The following is a 14207-nucleotide window of genomic DNA, read 5'->3' as shown; positions in this document are numbered from 1 at the left end:
GGCCGGGGTCACCGGCCGGCCTTGGCCGGGCGGGTGCACGCACGGCTCGACCAGGCGATGTCGGCGGGCTTGCCGGGGTTGAGCCTGAGCACCGCGCCGACCTGGAAGCAGTAGCGGACCTTCGGGTTCAGCCCGGGGACGGTCGCCGAGCGCGATCCGGGCTGGACGGTGACGAACTCGGTCCGGCCGCGCGGGAGCTGCTGCACGATCAGCGGCAGCGCCCGCGCGGGCTGGGGCAGGGTCCAGATCAGCGCGGCCTGGGTGCCGACCGGTCGGGCCGTCACCTTGCGCGGACGGGCCGCTGCGACCTGCGCGGCGGGGATCGGGCCGGACCCGCCCTGCGCGGCGCCGCCCTGCGCCGTGCCGCCCGCGGGAGCGGTGGGACTCGCCGTCTTCCCGTCCTCCGGGTCCTTCCCGCCGCCGGACAGCGCGAGCGCCCCGATGCCCAGGGACACTCCGCCGACGAGGGCGACCGCGGCGGCGACGATCAGGCCGCGGCGCGGTCCGTCGTGGACCGGCGCGCCGCCCCCTACCGGGCCCTGCGGGTTCGGCTGATCCTGCTGCGGCGGCCAGGAAGGGGCCAGGCCACCGCCGGACGTGTTCTGCGGAGCGGTGCTCCCGTGCGAGCGCTGCGGCTGCGCCTGCGGGTCGGTGCCGGGAGGCCAGGGCGAGAGCCCTGGCGCGTTCCCCAGTGACGGGTCGGGCATGGACGGCGCCGGGCGCGGGGTGGTGGACGGCAGCGCCCCCTGGACGGTCGGCGCCCAATCAGGCACGGCGGGCGGGCGCGGGCCGTCATGCGTCGCCGACCGGTCGCCGGTCGTCCACGGCCCGGCGCCGGTCGCGGTCCCGCCGCCGGCGTGCGGGCCGGTGGCCTGCCGGGCCGCCGGGTCGCCGCCGCTGTGCGCGAGGTCGGTGATCGGGAGGCCCAGTTCGCGCTGGAGCCGCTGGAGCCGCTGCGCGAACTCCACGGCGTCGGCGTAGCGGTGCTCGGGCGCCTTGGCCATCGCGCGGGTGATCGCCTCGAACACCGGCAGCGGCACGTCGGTGCGCGGGAACGGCGGCGGCGCGTCGTTGAGGATGCGCAGCATCAGCAGCGCGATGCCCTCGCCCTGCGGGCCCTTGAACGCGGGCCGTCCGGCCAGGAGCTGGTAGAGCGTGGAGCCGAGCGAGTAGAGGTCGGTGCCGACCCCGGCCGGACGGCCCTCCAGCACCTCCGGCGCGGCGTGGTGGGGCGTGAACGCCTGGGTGTGGGTGGCGTCGAAGGTGTCGACCAGCCGGGCGATGCCGAAGTCGGCCAGGGCCGGCTCGCCGTACCGGGAGACCAGGATGTTCTGCGGCTTGACGTCGCGGTGCAGCACGTCGGTCTCGTGCGTGGCGGCCAGCGCCCCCGCCATCTTGACCCCGATGCGCAGCACCTCGCCGACGGGGAAGGGGCCCTCCCGGTCGAGCCGGTCGGCCAGCGCGCCCTGCTCGAAGTACTCCATCGCGATGAAGGGGCGGTTGGCGCGGGTGGTGCCGGTGTCGAGCACCGTCACCACGTTCGGATGCCCGGAGAGCCGTCCGGTGATCTTGCATTCGCGCTGGAAGCGGCGCATCGCCGCGTTGTCGACGGTGCCGATCGACATCACCTTCAGCGCGACCATCCGGTCGAGCCGCTCCTGGAGGGCCCGGTAGACGACGCTAAAGCCGCCCTCGCCGACCTGTTCCAGCACCCGGTAGCCGGGGACGTCCTCGGTCATGGCGTCGGCGGGTCCTTCTCGGTGGGCGGCAGGTCGCGTCGGCGGGGATCGGGCTCGGGAGGTCCGACGTGGCGCGGCCCGGGGAGGTTCCCCCGGAGGTCGACAGCGTAGTACGGGCAGGAATGGGGCGGGCCGGACCCGCGCGGCCGGGGCCGATCATGGTCATCCCGGTGGCCGCCGGCCCCTGAACGGCGCTCGGCGCCCGGCCTGGGCGGCGACCCGTCCCCTTGGGGTGCGGGAAATAGCTGGATATGTCAACCGGGTCGGTTCATCGTTCCGCCAATTCGGTACCGGCATGCGCCAGTGCTGCCTAGCCTCGGGTCCGCGAAGGACGGAATTCCCAGAGGGAGTCGGCGATGCCGGAGAAGGCCAGAACGCGGACCACGGCGGAATCGCAGTACTGCGACCTAGTCCGCTTGGCGTATTTCGTTCTCCCGGGGAAGGGCAAGCGCGTCTACCGTCTCGCCATCGCGCGCCGGATCGTCGACGGCGTCGTCGTCACGCGCGCCGGGGCCGCCGTTCCGCCGAGCCGCCCCGGCGCGCCCGGGGCCCGCGGGGGAGGCGGCGAGGGGGACCGGGCCCGCCGCCGCACCCGCGTCCTGCGCCGGGCGATGCGCCCGTCCCGACGCCTGGGCATCGGCCTCGGCCCCTGGCTGCGGGCGCTGCCCGCCCGGCTGCCCGACCCGGCGCTGACCGGGGCGCTGGCGCGGCTCGATCCGCCGGTCCGGGTCGCCTACGTGCTGCGCCACGTGGAGGGGATGTCGCGGTACGCGGTGCGCGACCAGCTCACCGACCTGCGCGTCCGCGACCCGTGGCCGGTGATCGAGGCGGCCGAGGCCGCCGCCGTGCCCGAGCCGCGGCACGCCGACGCCTTCGAGCCCATGCTCGTCCGCCCGGTCCGCCGCCGCTCCCGGCTGCCGGTCGCCGCCGCCGCGGTGCTCACCGTGATGCTGGCCGGGGCGCTCGTCGCGACCGAGAGCGGCGAGGGATCCCTGCTCGGCGGCATCGTCCCCGGCGGCTCGCTGATCAGCGGCTCGCGCGCGAAGACGGGCCGCGACCTGCGCCTGGTCACCGCGGCGCCGCGCGCCTGGACGCGCGGCGCGCCCACCCTGGACGCCTGGCCCGCCCGCGGCGACCTGGCCGCCGACGAGGACTTCGTCCGCCGCGCCCTGGACGCGTGGGCGGACGCGCCGGGCGCGGGCCGCGCCGCCGTCGGCGACACCCAGCTCCTGTACGCGGGGCACGCCGGCGCCACCCCGGTCGCGGTGCTGCGGCACGGCGACCGGATCGCCCACTACAGCGACACGACCCGCGCCGTGGAGGTCGTCACCGCGGGCGCCGACCCGACCGGGCCCGTCGCGCTGCTCGGCGGCCGGTACCTGCTGTCGCCCTGGGACACCGCGCCCTCGACGCTCACCGGCGGACGGATCGCGACGCGGGACGGGGTGACCGACCCGGTGACCGCCCGCACCCCCTGCGGACGCGGCCCGCTCTTCCAGGTCGAGGGACGGGACGGCCCCCGGACCCTGGGCGACCTCGGCGGGCCCCGCGCCGCCGTCCTGTCCTACCGCCCGCCGTCCTACCGGTACGTGGAGGGCGCGGCGGTCCCGCCCGCCCGGCTCCCTGAGGAGGGCCTCCGGCTCTGGGAGCGGCTCGGCTGCCTGCTGCCGCAGCCGGCGCGGCCGGTGACGGAGGCCGGCGCGTGGGACTTCTGGTCCGGGACGCTGCCCCACGACGGCGGGACGGCCCACTGGGTCTGCACGCGGATGACGTTCACCGGTGGCGGCACCGCCGGGCAGGCGACGCTGCTGCGCGCGGCCGACCAGCTCGTGACCGGCTGGTGCGACGACCGCAGGCCCGTCAGCGGGACCTGGTGGCAGGCGCCGTCGCAGCGCTGGTACTACCTCGCGGCGGCGGGACGCGGCCTCGTCCCGCACGCCGACGGGCCGTGGCGCCCGGCCAAGGCCGACGACCGCCTGCTGGTCGGCACCCCGTCCGCGTCCGGACCGCACCCGGACGCCCCGGTGACCCTGACGGCCCGCACGGGCTGACTCCGGCGGACCATCCCCCCTTTCGGCGACATCACCGGATTAATTCGGAATACCGGTGCGGGCATTCCATGCCGGTTCCCCGATTCCAGCCCGCATTCCGCGGTGCGGGGCCCATCATCTCCGGTCAGGCGAACCCCACCCCCCATGCCGAGGAGCCGCCCGATGCCGGAAAGGGTCAGTGTCGACTCCGTGCTCAACAGGCGCTATCGACGCCTTGTCCGGATGGCCTTTCTTGTGCTGCCCGGTGAGCTGGAGCAGCACGACCGCCTGGTCGCCGCGCACTGGATCGTCAACCACAGCCGCCCCCGGGACGGCCGTCCCGGCGAGATCGACGAGGTCTACGCGCGGCTGCGCGACCGCGTCCTCCGGGCCGCGATGAGGCCGCAGGGACGGGCCGGCGTACGGCTCGGTCCCTGGCTGCGGGCCCGTCCGGCCGCCGCCTCGGAACGCGACGCGGCGCTGGCCGGCGCCCTCGCCCGCCTCACCCCGCAGGCGCGGGCTGCCTACGTGCTGCGGCACTTGGAGGAGCTGCCCGGCACGTCGGTGCGCGGACGGCTGGAGGCGCTCGGCGTCGCCGATCCGGACGCGGCGCTGCGCGACGCCGCCCTCCTCGATCTGGAGATCCCGCCCCTCACCCCGGACGAACTGCCCGGCAGGCCGGCACTGGACCCGACCATCGCGAGCCTGTACGGGCGGCGGCGGCGATTCGCCCGCCCGCGCCGTCCCGTGTTCGTCGCCGGCGCGGTCGCGGTCGTCCTCGCCGCCGGGGGCACGGTCCTGCTGGACGGCGGGCTGGGATCGGCCCGCACGTCCGGCCCCGCCGCGCGGCGGCCCGACCGGGTGACCCGGACCGGGCCCGGCGAGTGGCACCGGACCACCCGCCTCGACCTGGACGCCTGGCCCGCGCGCGGCGATCTGGCGAACGACGCCGGTCTCGTCGCCGAGGCCCTCGCCGCCTGGAACGGCACCGGCGGCACCGGCGGCACCGGGGTCTCCCGCGAGGCGCGCGGAGGGGCGGACGCCGGGCCGCCCGACCGCGACCCGCAACTGCTCTACGCCGGGACGATCGGATCGTCCCGGGTGGCGCTGCTGCACGACGCGCAACGGGTCGCCCGCTACACCGCCGCCCCGGGAGGCCGCCGGATCGAGATCTTCCCTGAGGGACGGCTCCTGCCCGGCGGCGCCGGCCCCCTCAAGGTCGCCCCCGCCCGCTACCTCGTCCCGCCCTGGGTGACCGGATTCCGCGCCGCCGCCCTCGGCGCGGAGCGGGCGCGCTGGCGGAGGGTGCCCCTCACCGACGGGCTGACCGGCGAGGTCGCCGCCGCCGCGCGCGGCGGCTGCTGGCGCGGCCCGGTGTTCGAGCTGCGGCAGCCGGAGATCGCGCACGGCCGCCCGTACACGATGGCCGACCTCGGGGACCTCCAGTCGGCGAACCTGCTCTTCCAGCCGCCGCCGCCCGCGCCCGTGCGCCGCCTCGGCCCGCACCAGATCGACTCGGCGCCCGAGGCGGCGCCCGCCGGCTTCGCGCTGTGGGGCCGGCTCGGCTGCACTCCCGCAGCCCCCGCCGGTCACGCCGCCCCCGCCGGCCCCGCGTCCCGATCCGCCGGAGGGCGCGGGGACGTGGAGTCGGCGACGGCGTGGGAGTTCTGGTCGGGCGCCCTGCCCGACAGGGGCGGTCCGGGCCGCTGGGTCTGCACCCGGTACGCCTTCGGCGACGGCGGCAGCGCCACGTACGCGCTGCTGCTCGACACGCGCGGCGCGGTCCTCGCCGGGCGGCACGCCGACACCTGGGATTGCAGCCGCCTCCAGCGCGACATCGCCGCCGGTGCCTGGTGGCGGTCGCCGAACGGCCGCTGGCACTACCTGGCGGCGGCCAGCCGGCGCGTCGCCGCGCTGACCGCGCGGGGACCGTTCGCGCGGCCCGCCGTCAGGGGCGGCCTGCTGATCGCCCGCGGCCCCGCCGGGGACCGTCCACCCGCGGGGAGGGTCACGCTCCTCGCGCGCAACGACCACCGGCGGGCCATGCCGCTCTTCCAGGAGGCCCCCCGCTGACCGCTCCCGGGATCAGGGTCGGTCAGCGCCCGCTTACCGTGATCGGGCAGACTGGAGGCGTACCGAACGAGATTCAGCCGGAGTCGGCGGGACCGGCGCCGGTGAAAGGGGTCGCAATGGGCAAGGGTCCGCTCTCCGGAGTACGGGTGATCGAACTGGCCGGGATCGGGCCGGGCCCGTTCGCCGCGATGCTGCTCGCCGACCTCGGCGCCGACGTGATCAGGGTGGACCGGGCCTCCGCCGCGACGCGCGGCGCGACCGGCGGCACCGACTTCACCAACCGCGGCAAGCGGTCGATCGCGATCGACCTCAAGAGCGACGCGGGCCGGGAGGTCGTGCTCCGCCTCGCCGAGAAGTCCGACGTCCTGCTGGAGGGCTTCCGGCCCGGCGTCACCGAGCGCCTCGGTCTCGGGCCGGACGACGTCCTGGCCCGCAACCCCAGGCTGGTGTACGGGCGGATGACCGGCTGGGGCCAGGAGGGCGCGCTCGCCCAGAGCGCCGGCCACGACGTCGGCTACATCGCCGTCACCGGCGCGCTGCACGCGATCGGCCGGGCCGGCGGCCCGCCGCAGATCCCGATGAACCTGCTCGGCGACTTCGCGGGCGGCAGCATGTACCTGGTCGTCGGGGTGCTGTCGGCGCTGCTGGAGTCCAAGGTCAGCGGCAGCGGGCAGGTCGTCGACGCCGCCATCGTGGACGGCACCGCGCACCTGTCCACCTTCATCCACGGCTTCCTCGCGGGCGGCCTGTGGAAGGACGAGCGCGGCGTGAACATGCTCGACTCCGGCGCCCCCTGGTACGACGTGTACGAGACGGCCGACGGGAAGCACATGGCCGTCGGCGCGATCGAGCCCCAGTTCTACGCCGAGTTCCTGCGCCGCATCGGCCTGGACGGCGCCGATGACCTGCCCGGCCAGCACGACCAGGACGGCTGGCCCGGGCTGCGCGAGCGGTTCGCGGTGGCGTTCAAGGCCAGGACGCGCGACGAGTGGTCCGAGGTGTTCCTCCCGAGCGATGCGTGCGTGGCGCCGGTGCTGTCGATGGCCGAGGCCGCCGAGCACCCGCTCAACACCGAGCGGGACGTGTTCGTCGAGCGCGGCGGCCACTACCAGCCCGCCCCGGCGCCGCGCTTCTCCCGCACCGGCACCGAGACCGACGGCGTCCCGGTGCTGCCCGGCGGCCAGAGCCGCGACGTGCTCACGGACCTCGGGTTCGACGACGCCGAAGACCTGATCGCCTCCGGCGCCGTCGCCCAAGCCTGAGCCCTCGGGCCTGAGCCCCCGGGCCTGAGCCCTCCGGCTCAGCCCCGCCTTTCCAGGACCGTGCCGCGCCGCAGCGTCACCGACATCAGGTCGGACGGCTCGTCCAGCTCGATCCGGTGCCACCGCCCGCGCGGGACGATCACCGCGGTCCCGGCCGGCAGCGCGACCGGCTCCTCCTCCCCGCCGGGCTCCTCGGCGCGCAGGATGAGCCGGGCGCCGCCGGCCAGGCAGCACACCGTCTCGTCGGCCGCCGGGTGCATCTCCCAATGGTCGGCGTGGACGTCGGCGTCGGTCTCCACATGGAACGCCGCGATCTGCCAGCCGCCCGGGTCGGTGGTCATCCGGCGCTCGCCGGCGCGGACGGTCCCGTCCGGGTGGAAGTGGATCGCGGAGGCGAACAGATCGATCGGCGTGAGGGTCATGACAGGGTTCCTTCCAGTCGGTCTTCCTTGATGGAAACGGGGGAGGGGGCGGTGGCGGGGCGGCGCGAGGGGAGCACGACGATGGCCACCAGCACCGCGACCAGGTACAGGACGGCGGCGATGCCCAGGCTGAGCGCGTAGCCGCCGGCGAGCGCGGCCGGGCCGGACCCGGCGTGCTCGGCGTGGCCGGCCGCGATCGTCGCCAGTGCGGCCAGTCCCACGCACCCGCCGAGCTGGCGGGCGCTGTTGAGCACGCCCGAGGCCATGCCCGCCTCGCGCGGAGCCACCCCGGTCGTCGCCGCGGCGGCCACCGGCGCCAGGCACAGCCCGAGCCCCACGCTGGCCACCAGGGACGGCCCGAGCACGTCGGCCAGGAAGCTCCCGTCCGGGCTGATCAGGGCGAACCAGCCGAACCCGGCCGCCGCGAGCAGCCCGCCCGGGATCAACGAGGCCCGCGGCGTGCGGCTCGCGCCGATGCGGGTGGCCAGCACCGTGCCGACGACGGTGCCGAACGAGAACGGCAGGAATGCCGCGCCCGTCGCCGCGGAGCCCAGGTGCAGAACCTGCTGCAAATAGAGCGAGACGAAGTAGAACGCGGCGAACTGGCCCGCGGCGGCGAGGAAGACGAACGCGTTGGCGCCGGCCACCCAGCGGCTGCGCAGCAGCCCGAGCCGCAGCAGCGGAGCCTTCGCCACCTTGGCCTCCACCAGCACGAACACCACCAGCAGCAGCGCCGCGCCGGTGAGCGTGCCCAGCGTCGCCGCCGACGCCCAGCCGGACCGGTCGGTCCGGACGACGCCGAACACCAGCAGCCCGATCCCGCCGGTCGCCAGCACCGCGCCGAGCACGTCCAGCGGCTCGCGCCGCCGCGCGCCGTCCGGGGCCGTCCACCCGGCCGCGAGGACCAGGGCGCCGGCCACGATGGGCAGGTTGACCAGCATCACCCAGCGCCAGCCCGCGTACTCGGTCAGCAGCCCGCCGACCAGCACGCCGAGCGCGCCGCCCGCCGCGTTCACCGCGCTCCAGACCCCGAGCGCCCGCACCCGCGCGCGCCCCTCGGTGAAGGTGGTGGTCAGCATCGCCAGCGCCGCCGGGGCCAGCGCCGCCGCGGCCAGCCCCTGTGCCGCCCGCGCCGCGATGAGCTGCCACGGCGCCTGCGCCAGGCCGCCCGCCAGCGAGGCGGCGCCGAACGCGGCGAGCCCGCCGATGAAGAGCCGGCGCCGCCCGTACAGGTCGGCGGCCCGGCCGCCGAGGAGCAGGAATCCGCCGAACGTGAGCGCGTAGACGTGCACGACCCAGGCCAGGTCGACCGGCGCGAACCCGAGCGAGCCCCGGATCGAGGGCAGTGCGACGTTGACCACCGACATGTCCAGGGCGACCACGAACTGTGCGACGGCCACCGCCGCCAGCACCGCCCCGGGCCGCCCCCGTGAGTTTTTATACATGTAAGAAAAGTAGTCGTGACGATCCCCGTTGTCGACTCCGGGGTCCCGGGATGGGCGATGATGAGGGCATGCCGACCGAGCGAACGAGCACCACGGGCCGCCCGCCGCGGATCTCCCGCGAGGAGATCGTCGAGGCGGCGCACCGGGTGGTGGACGCCGAGGGCGCCGGGAAGCTGACCATGCGGCGGCTCGCCCGCGAGCTCGGCTGCACCCCGATGGCGCTCTACCACCACGTCCGCGACAAGGACGAGCTGCTCCTGCTGCTGCTCGACGACTACGCGGCGCGGCTGCCCCGGCCCGAGCCGCCCGCCGAGCCGCGCGAGCGCATCGTCGCCGTCGCCACCGCGCTGCGCGACGGGCTGGCCGGCCTCCCGTGGATCGCCGAGGTGCTCACCGCCGACGACCTGTTGTCGGTCTCCGCGCTCTGGTACAGCGAGCACATCGTCGACGCCGCGGTCCAGGCCGGCCTGACCCTCGACCGGGCCGTGCACGCCTACCGGGCGATCTGGTACTACACCGCCGGGGAGATCATCATCCGCGCGTCCGCCGCCCGCCGCCGCGCGGACGCCGGCAAGCCCACCTACCGCGAGCGGGTCTTCGCCGAGATCGACCCGGAGCCGTTCCCCCGGCTGGCGTCGGTGGCCGGGCGCTGGGCGCCGCTGACCGCCGAGGACACCTACGGCGACGGCCTCCGCGCCCTGGTCGACGGCCTGCTCGCCGCCCGCTAGGGGCGGGGGTCAGAGGCCGAGCCGCTTGGCGACGATCTCGTTCATGATCTCGCTGGTTCCGCCGCCGATACCGAGGATGCGCGCGTCCCGGTAGTGCCGCTCGACCTCGGACTCGCGCATGTAGCCCATCCCGCCGTGGAGCTGGACGGCCTCGTGCACCACGTGCTCGACCGCGTACACCGCGGTGTTCTTGGCGTAGGCCGTCTCGGTCAGGACGTCCTCGCCCGCGACGTGCCGCTCGGCGACCGATCGGGTGTAAGCGCGGGCGACGTCGACCTGCCGGGCCATCTCCGCGATCTTGTGGCGGACGAGCTGGCGGGACGCCAGCGGCCGGCCGAACGTCTCGCGGGCCCGCACCCACTCCAGGGTCAGGTCCAGGCACCGCTGCGCCGTCGCGTACGCCTGGACGGCCAGGGACAGCCGCTCGGACACGAAGTTCTGCACGATCTGGAGGAAGCCGCCGTTCTCCGGGCCGATCAGGTTGGCGGCCGGCACCCGCACGTCCGCGAACGAGAGCTCGGCGGTGTCGGAGCAGAGCCACCCCATCTTGTCGAGCGCGCGCGAGACGGTGAAGCCCGGCGCGCCCTTCTCGACGACCAGCAGCGAGATCCCGCCGAAGCCCGGCCCGCCGGTGCGCACCGCGGTGGTCACGAAGTCGGCCCGCACCCCCGAGGTGATGAAGATCTTGGCGCCGTCGACCAGGTAGGAGTCGCCGTCGCGGACCGCGGTGGTGGCGATCCCGGCCACGTCCGACCCGGTGCCGGGCTCGGTGACGCCGAGCGCGCCGATCATCTCGCCGGCCAGCACCGGCCGGGCGAACCGGTCGATCAGCCCGGCGTCGCCGGACGCGACCAGGTGCGGCAGCGCGATCCCGTGCGTGAACAGCGAGGCCACCACGCCGCCCGAGCCGCCCGCCTGGATCAGCTCCTCCGCGACGATCAGCGCGTCCAGGACGTCGCCGCCCGAGCCGCCCGCCGCCTCCGGGAACCCGGCGCCGAGCAGCCCGGCGCCGGCGGCCTTGCGGTGCAGCTCGCGGGGGAGCTCCCCGGCCTCCTCCCAGCCGGCGAGGAACGGCACGATCTCGCGGGCGGTGAACTCGCGGACCAGCCGGCGCAGCGCGGCGCGCTCGGGGGTGTTCCAGGGACTCATGCGCCGGCTCCTCCAACGACTCGAATGAGATTCGGAATCTAACAGGAGCCGGTGCCGGGCGCCGCGTCCGGGCCGCCGCCCGGGATCACTCCGGCAGTGGCGGGAGCTCCTCGGCCCGGACGGTGGTGATGGCGCAGACGTGCCGCCGCAGCATGGCGGCCAGGCCGGACGGCCCGAGGCGGTCCGGCTGGAGGATGGCGTGCAGCGTCATCCCGTCGATCAGCGCGTGCGTCCGGCCGGCCTCCTCGTCCGGATCGAGGCCGGGGCGGAGCACCCCGACGCCCGCGGCGCCGGTCAGCACCCGGCCGATGACCCGCCGCAGGTCGTCGTGCATCTCCAGCGCGAGCGGGGCGAGCTCGGACCGGGTGCGGGCGCTGGTGGTGAAGGCCAGCCACACCTCGGCCTCCTCGCGGCGCTCGGCGTCGATGGGGAGCACCTCGGCGAACATCGCCTCCAGGGTCGCCACGTGCGCGGCCGGCGGCGCGTCCGGACCGGGGACGCGCAGCCCGGCCGCGCGGGCGAGCAGCCGCTTGCCCGCGCGCAGCGCGAACAGGTTCATCGCGAAGTTCATGATGTCGGCCTGCCCGGCGAAGTAGTGCCGGACCGAGCCGATCGCGAGACCGGCCTCCTCGGCCACGTTGCGCAGCGACGCCAGTTCGAGGCCGTCGCGCCGGGCGACCCGGAACACGGCCTCGGCGATCTCCTGGCGGCGCTCCTCCGGATCCACGACCTTGGGCATGGACCTTTTATAGCACGGACGTGCTACCTTGTTTTGGCATGGGAGTGCTAAATAACCCGGAGGGGGCGCGACGTGCACGAGGTGATGAATGTGCTGCTGATCAGGTTCGGCGTCATGGTCGGTGCGGTCACCCTGCTGATCATCGCCGGATTCACCGTGGCGATCATGCTCAAGCGGCGCGGGGGGATCGGCCGGGACGGGCGGGCGGCGCAGGCGGCGCGGGCCGCCGAGCCGCTGGTCCGCGCCTGGGCCGGCGGCCGGCCGCGCGGCGGCGGAAGGGTGCGGCGGGACGGTCTCGGCCGGCTGGCCGTCCGCGGGGTGCTGGAGCACCTGGACCAGGGCCGGGGGCGGCCGGGAACGGGGACGGGGGAGCGCGATGGCCGCCGCCGATGAGGGCTCGGAGATCCTCGACGAGATCCTGGCGGACTACCTGATCAAGGGCGCGATCGTCCTGGCCGCGCTGGTCGTGCTGGTGATCGTCCTGACGATCGTCTACCGCCGGGCCGGGCGCTGACGAGGGCCGGGCGCGGGCGAGGGGCCGGCGCCGGGCGGTTCCGGGCGCCGACGAAAAAATGGCACGCCGGTCCGGGACCGGCGTGCCATTCCTCGGAGGCGGAGGTCAGCCGACGACGCTGGCGACCGATTCCGCCCACAGGCCCAGGGCGTCATCGACCTGGGACGCGTCGACCACCAGCGGCGGGATCATCCGGACCACGTTCCCGAACGCGCCGCAGGTGAGCAGGAGCAGACCGCGCTCGGCGGCGGCCCGGTGGGCGCCCTGCGCGGCCTCCGGGTCGGGCTCCCCGTCCGCCGTGGTGAACTCGCAGGCCTGCATGAGCCCGAGCCCGCGGACGTCGCCGATCCGTGGGTGGTCGGCGGCGACCTTGCGCAGGCCGTCGTGCAGCCGGGCGCCCATCTTGGCCGAGTTGGCCACCAGCTCCTCGTCCTGGATGACGTCCAGGGTGGCGAGCGCGGCGGCGCAGGAGACCGCGTTGCCGCCGTAGGTGCCGCCCTGCGAGCCCGGCCAGGCGCGCTCCATCACCGAGGTGGGCGCCGCGATCGCCGACAGCGGGAAGCCGCTCGCCAGCCCCTTGGCGGTGATGAGCACGTCGGGACGGATGTCGGAGTGCTGGTGCCCCCAGAACCGCCCGGTGCGGCCGTAGCCGGTCTGCACCTCGTCGACGACCAGCAGGATCCCGTGCCGGTCGGCGCGCTCGCGCAGGCCCTCCAGGAACGCGGCCGGCGCCGGGATGTAGCCGCCCTCGCCGAGCACCGGCTCGACCATGAAGGCCGCGGTGTCCTTGGGGGACGAGACCGTGGCCAGCAGGTAGTCGAGCTCGCGCAGCGCGAAGCGGACCGCCTCTGCCTCGTCCCACCCGTAGCGGTAGGCCTGGGGGAACGGGGCCACGGCCACGCCGGGCATCAGCGGGCCGATGCCCGCGCGGAACTTGGTGCCCGCGGTGGTGAGCGCCGCCGCGCCCATCGTGCGGCCGTGGAACCCGCCGTGGAAGACCACGATGTTCTGCCGTCCGGTGGCGTGCCGGGCCAGCCGGATCGCGCCCTCGACGGCCTCGCTGCCGCTGTTGAGGTAGAACACCGAGTCGATGCCGTCCGGCAGCACCTCGCCGAGCCGCTCGGTGAGCTTCAGCAGCGGGCGGTGCATGACGGTCGTGTACTGGCCGTGGATCAGCTTGGCGACCTGCTGCTGGGCCGCCTCCACCACGCGCGGATGGCAGTGCCCGGTGCTGGTCACCCCGATCCCGGCGGTGAAGTCGAGGTGTCGGCGTCCCTCCTCGTCGTACAGGTAGACGCCCTCGCCGCGTTCCGCGAGCACGGGGGTGGCCTGCTTGAGCAGGGGTGACAGCTTCGCCATGCGTCCCTCCCAGTAGATTGTCGACAATCTACAACGAATGTCGTCGTGCGCGCACCCTGGGGATCCAGGGTGCGGGTACTAGGTCGTGCGGAGCCGTTCGATGGAGTCGGTCATGTGCTCCTCGATCAGCTTGAGCAGCCGCTCCTCCTCGCCGTCGCCGATGGCGTCGACCAGGCGGCGGTGCTCTTCGACCAGCTCCTCGGGCTCGGGGTACTTGTCCTGGAGCGCGTTCAGGCACATCCGGGTCTCGACCAGCAGCGTCAGCGCCATCCGCTCGAGCCGGGCGCTGCCCGAGGAGCTCACCAGCACCTGGTGGAACTCCTGGTCGGCGTCGCTCATGGCGACCGGATCGCGCTGCCGGGCCGCCTCGACCAGGGCCTTGAGGGCCCTGGTCAGACGGACCACGGCCTCGCCGCGGTTGCGCTCCATGATCAGCGTGCAGGCGGCCCGTTCGATCGCCAGCCTGGTCCGGTAGACGTCCTCGACGTCACCCTCGTCCAACGTGATCACGAAGAGGCCGCGGTGCGGCTCGCTGTGCAGCAGGCCCTCCTGGACCAGGCGCTGCATCGCCTCGCGCAGCGGTCCCCGGCTGATTCCCAGCCTGGCGGCCAGCTCGGCCTCGCCGAGCTGGGCGCCGGGCTCCAGCGATCCGTACAGGATCGCCGAGCGAAGCTCGTCGGAGACGATCTCGACGGTGGACTTGCGCGGAACCGGTTCAAGCTCGCCCAATCGGCCCATGCGAGGGCC

The 14207-nt window shown here is 75.3% G+C and carries 13 protein-coding genes; 6 read left to right on the top strand and 7 right to left on the bottom strand.

Annotated features, from left to right (window positions below):
- Positions 1 to 8: 8 nt before the first annotated feature.
- Positions 9 to 1739 carry a serine/threonine-protein kinase gene (locus tag QP090_RS20980; protein ID WP_285940816.1) on the bottom strand — a complete coding sequence of 577 codons (1731 nt, stop codon included), beginning with the start codon at positions 1737 to 1739 and terminating at the stop codon, positions 9 to 11.
- Between the two features lie 416 nt (positions 1740 to 2155).
- Between QP090_RS20980 and QP090_RS20975 the strand changes: the two genes are divergently transcribed.
- From QP090_RS20975 to QP090_RS20965, 3 genes are all read left to right on the top strand, one after another.
- Positions 2156 to 3790 carry a hypothetical protein gene (locus tag QP090_RS20975; protein ID WP_285940815.1) on the top strand — a complete coding sequence of 545 codons (1635 nt, stop codon included), beginning with the start codon at positions 2156 to 2158 and terminating at the stop codon, positions 3788 to 3790.
- A 222-nt stretch (positions 3791 to 4012) separates the two neighbouring features.
- Positions 4013 to 5842 carry a hypothetical protein gene (locus QP090_RS20970; RefSeq protein WP_285940814.1) on the top strand — a complete coding sequence of 610 codons (1830 nt, stop codon included), beginning with the start codon at positions 4013 to 4015 and terminating at the stop codon, positions 5840 to 5842.
- A 116-nt stretch (positions 5843 to 5958) separates the two neighbouring features.
- Positions 5959 to 7104 carry a CaiB/BaiF CoA transferase family protein gene (locus QP090_RS20965; protein WP_285940813.1) on the top strand — a complete coding sequence of 382 codons (1146 nt, stop codon included), beginning with the start codon at positions 5959 to 5961 and terminating at the stop codon, positions 7102 to 7104.
- 38 nt (positions 7105 to 7142) lie between these two features.
- Here the strand turns inward: QP090_RS20965 and QP090_RS20960 are convergent, their stop codons facing one another.
- Together QP090_RS20960 and QP090_RS20955 are read right to left on the bottom strand one after the other, a co-directional pair.
- Positions 7143 to 7526 carry a cupin domain-containing protein gene (locus tag QP090_RS20960; protein ID WP_285940812.1) on the bottom strand — a complete coding sequence of 128 codons (384 nt, stop codon included), beginning with the start codon at positions 7524 to 7526 and terminating at the stop codon, positions 7143 to 7145.
- On the bottom strand, positions 7523 to 8971 hold the full coding sequence (locus tag QP090_RS20955) for an MFS transporter (protein WP_285940811.1): 1449 nt from the start codon (positions 8969 to 8971) through the stop codon (positions 7523 to 7525). The genes QP090_RS20960 and QP090_RS20955 overlap by 4 nt, the downstream gene beginning before the upstream one ends.
- A gap of 68 nt (positions 8972 to 9039) precedes the next feature.
- Between QP090_RS20955 and QP090_RS20950 the strand changes: the two genes are divergently transcribed.
- On the top strand, positions 9040 to 9699 hold the full coding sequence (locus QP090_RS20950; RefSeq protein ID WP_285940810.1) for a TetR/AcrR family transcriptional regulator: 660 nt from the start codon (positions 9040 to 9042) through the stop codon (positions 9697 to 9699).
- A gap of 9 nt (positions 9700 to 9708) precedes the next feature.
- On the opposite strand, the gene QP090_RS20945 is transcribed toward QP090_RS20950, so the two are convergent.
- Together QP090_RS20945 and QP090_RS20940 are read right to left on the bottom strand one after the other, a co-directional pair.
- Positions 9709 to 10848 carry an acyl-CoA dehydrogenase family protein gene (locus QP090_RS20945; RefSeq protein ID WP_285940809.1) on the bottom strand — a complete coding sequence of 380 codons (1140 nt, stop codon included), beginning with the start codon at positions 10846 to 10848 and terminating at the stop codon, positions 9709 to 9711.
- A gap of 85 nt (positions 10849 to 10933) precedes the next feature.
- The gene (locus QP090_RS20940; protein ID WP_285940808.1) at positions 10934 to 11587 is read right to left on the bottom strand and encodes a TetR/AcrR family transcriptional regulator; all 654 of its coding nucleotides are present in this window, start codon (positions 11585 to 11587) and stop codon (positions 10934 to 10936) included.
- A 72-nt stretch (positions 11588 to 11659) separates the two neighbouring features.
- Between QP090_RS20940 and QP090_RS20935 the strand changes: the two genes are divergently transcribed.
- Positions 11660 to 11980 carry a hypothetical protein gene (locus QP090_RS20935; protein ID WP_285940807.1) on the top strand — a complete coding sequence of 107 codons (321 nt, stop codon included), beginning with the start codon at positions 11660 to 11662 and terminating at the stop codon, positions 11978 to 11980.
- Positions 11964 to 12101 carry a hypothetical protein gene (locus QP090_RS20930; RefSeq protein ID WP_285940806.1) on the top strand — a complete coding sequence of 46 codons (138 nt, stop codon included), beginning with the start codon at positions 11964 to 11966 and terminating at the stop codon, positions 12099 to 12101. The genes QP090_RS20935 and QP090_RS20930 overlap by 17 nt, the downstream gene beginning before the upstream one ends.
- A gap of 105 nt (positions 12102 to 12206) precedes the next feature.
- On the opposite strand, the gene QP090_RS20925 is transcribed toward QP090_RS20930, so the two are convergent.
- Together QP090_RS20925 and QP090_RS20920 are read right to left on the bottom strand one after the other, a co-directional pair.
- Entirely contained in the window at positions 12207 to 13460 is a 1254-nt protein-coding gene (locus tag QP090_RS20925; protein ID WP_285940805.1) for an aspartate aminotransferase family protein, read from the bottom strand.
- Between the two features lie 78 nt (positions 13461 to 13538).
- Positions 13539 to 14198, bottom strand: coding sequence for a GntR family transcriptional regulator (locus tag QP090_RS20920; protein WP_285940804.1), 660 nt, complete (start codon positions 14196 to 14198; stop codon positions 13539 to 13541).
- Between the last annotated feature and the right edge of the window lie 9 nt (positions 14199 to 14207).

Origin of the sequence: Actinomadura xylanilytica, assembly GCF_030283145.1 — a bacterium.
Taxonomy (GTDB): domain Bacteria; phylum Actinomycetota; class Actinomycetes; order Streptosporangiales; family Streptosporangiaceae; genus Spirillospora; species Spirillospora xylanilytica.
The sequence above is the reverse complement of the archived record's forward strand: the minus strand, read 5'-3'. Positions and strand labels throughout refer to the sequence as shown.

What these genes read in the sequence shown, in the direction of transcription:
- QP090_RS20930 (WP_285940806.1), top strand. Translation starts at nt 11,964, where the DNA reads ATGGCCGCCGCCGATGAGGGCTCGGAGATCCTCGACGAGATCCTGGCG.
- QP090_RS20945 (WP_285940809.1), bottom strand. Translation starts at nt 10,848, where the DNA reads ATGAGTCCCTGGAACACCCCCGAGCGCGCCGCGCTGCGCCGGCTGGTC.
- QP090_RS20980 (WP_285940816.1), bottom strand. Translation starts at nt 1,739, where the DNA reads ATGACCGAGGACGTCCCCGGCTACCGGGTGCTGGAACAGGTCGGCGAG.
- QP090_RS20960 (WP_285940812.1), bottom strand. Translation starts at nt 7,526, where the DNA reads ATGACCCTCACGCCGATCGATCTGTTCGCCTCCGCGATCCACTTCCAC.
- QP090_RS20925 (WP_285940805.1), bottom strand. Translation starts at nt 13,460, where the DNA reads ATGGCGAAGCTGTCACCCCTGCTCAAGCAGGCCACCCCCGTGCTCGCG.
- QP090_RS20970 (WP_285940814.1), top strand. Translation starts at nt 4,013, where the DNA reads ATGGCCTTTCTTGTGCTGCCCGGTGAGCTGGAGCAGCACGACCGCCTG.
- QP090_RS20940 (WP_285940808.1), bottom strand. Translation starts at nt 11,587, where the DNA reads ATGCCCAAGGTCGTGGATCCGGAGGAGCGCCGCCAGGAGATCGCCGAG.
- QP090_RS20950 (WP_285940810.1), top strand. Translation starts at nt 9,040, where the DNA reads ATGCCGACCGAGCGAACGAGCACCACGGGCCGCCCGCCGCGGATCTCC.
- QP090_RS20955 (WP_285940811.1), bottom strand. Translation starts at nt 8,971, where the DNA reads ATGTATAAAAACTCACGGGGGCGGCCCGGGGCGGTGCTGGCGGCGGTG.
- QP090_RS20965 (WP_285940813.1), top strand. Translation starts at nt 5,959, where the DNA reads ATGGGCAAGGGTCCGCTCTCCGGAGTACGGGTGATCGAACTGGCCGGG.
- QP090_RS20920 (WP_285940804.1), bottom strand. Translation starts at nt 14,198, where the DNA reads ATGGGCCGATTGGGCGAGCTTGAACCGGTTCCGCGCAAGTCCACCGTC.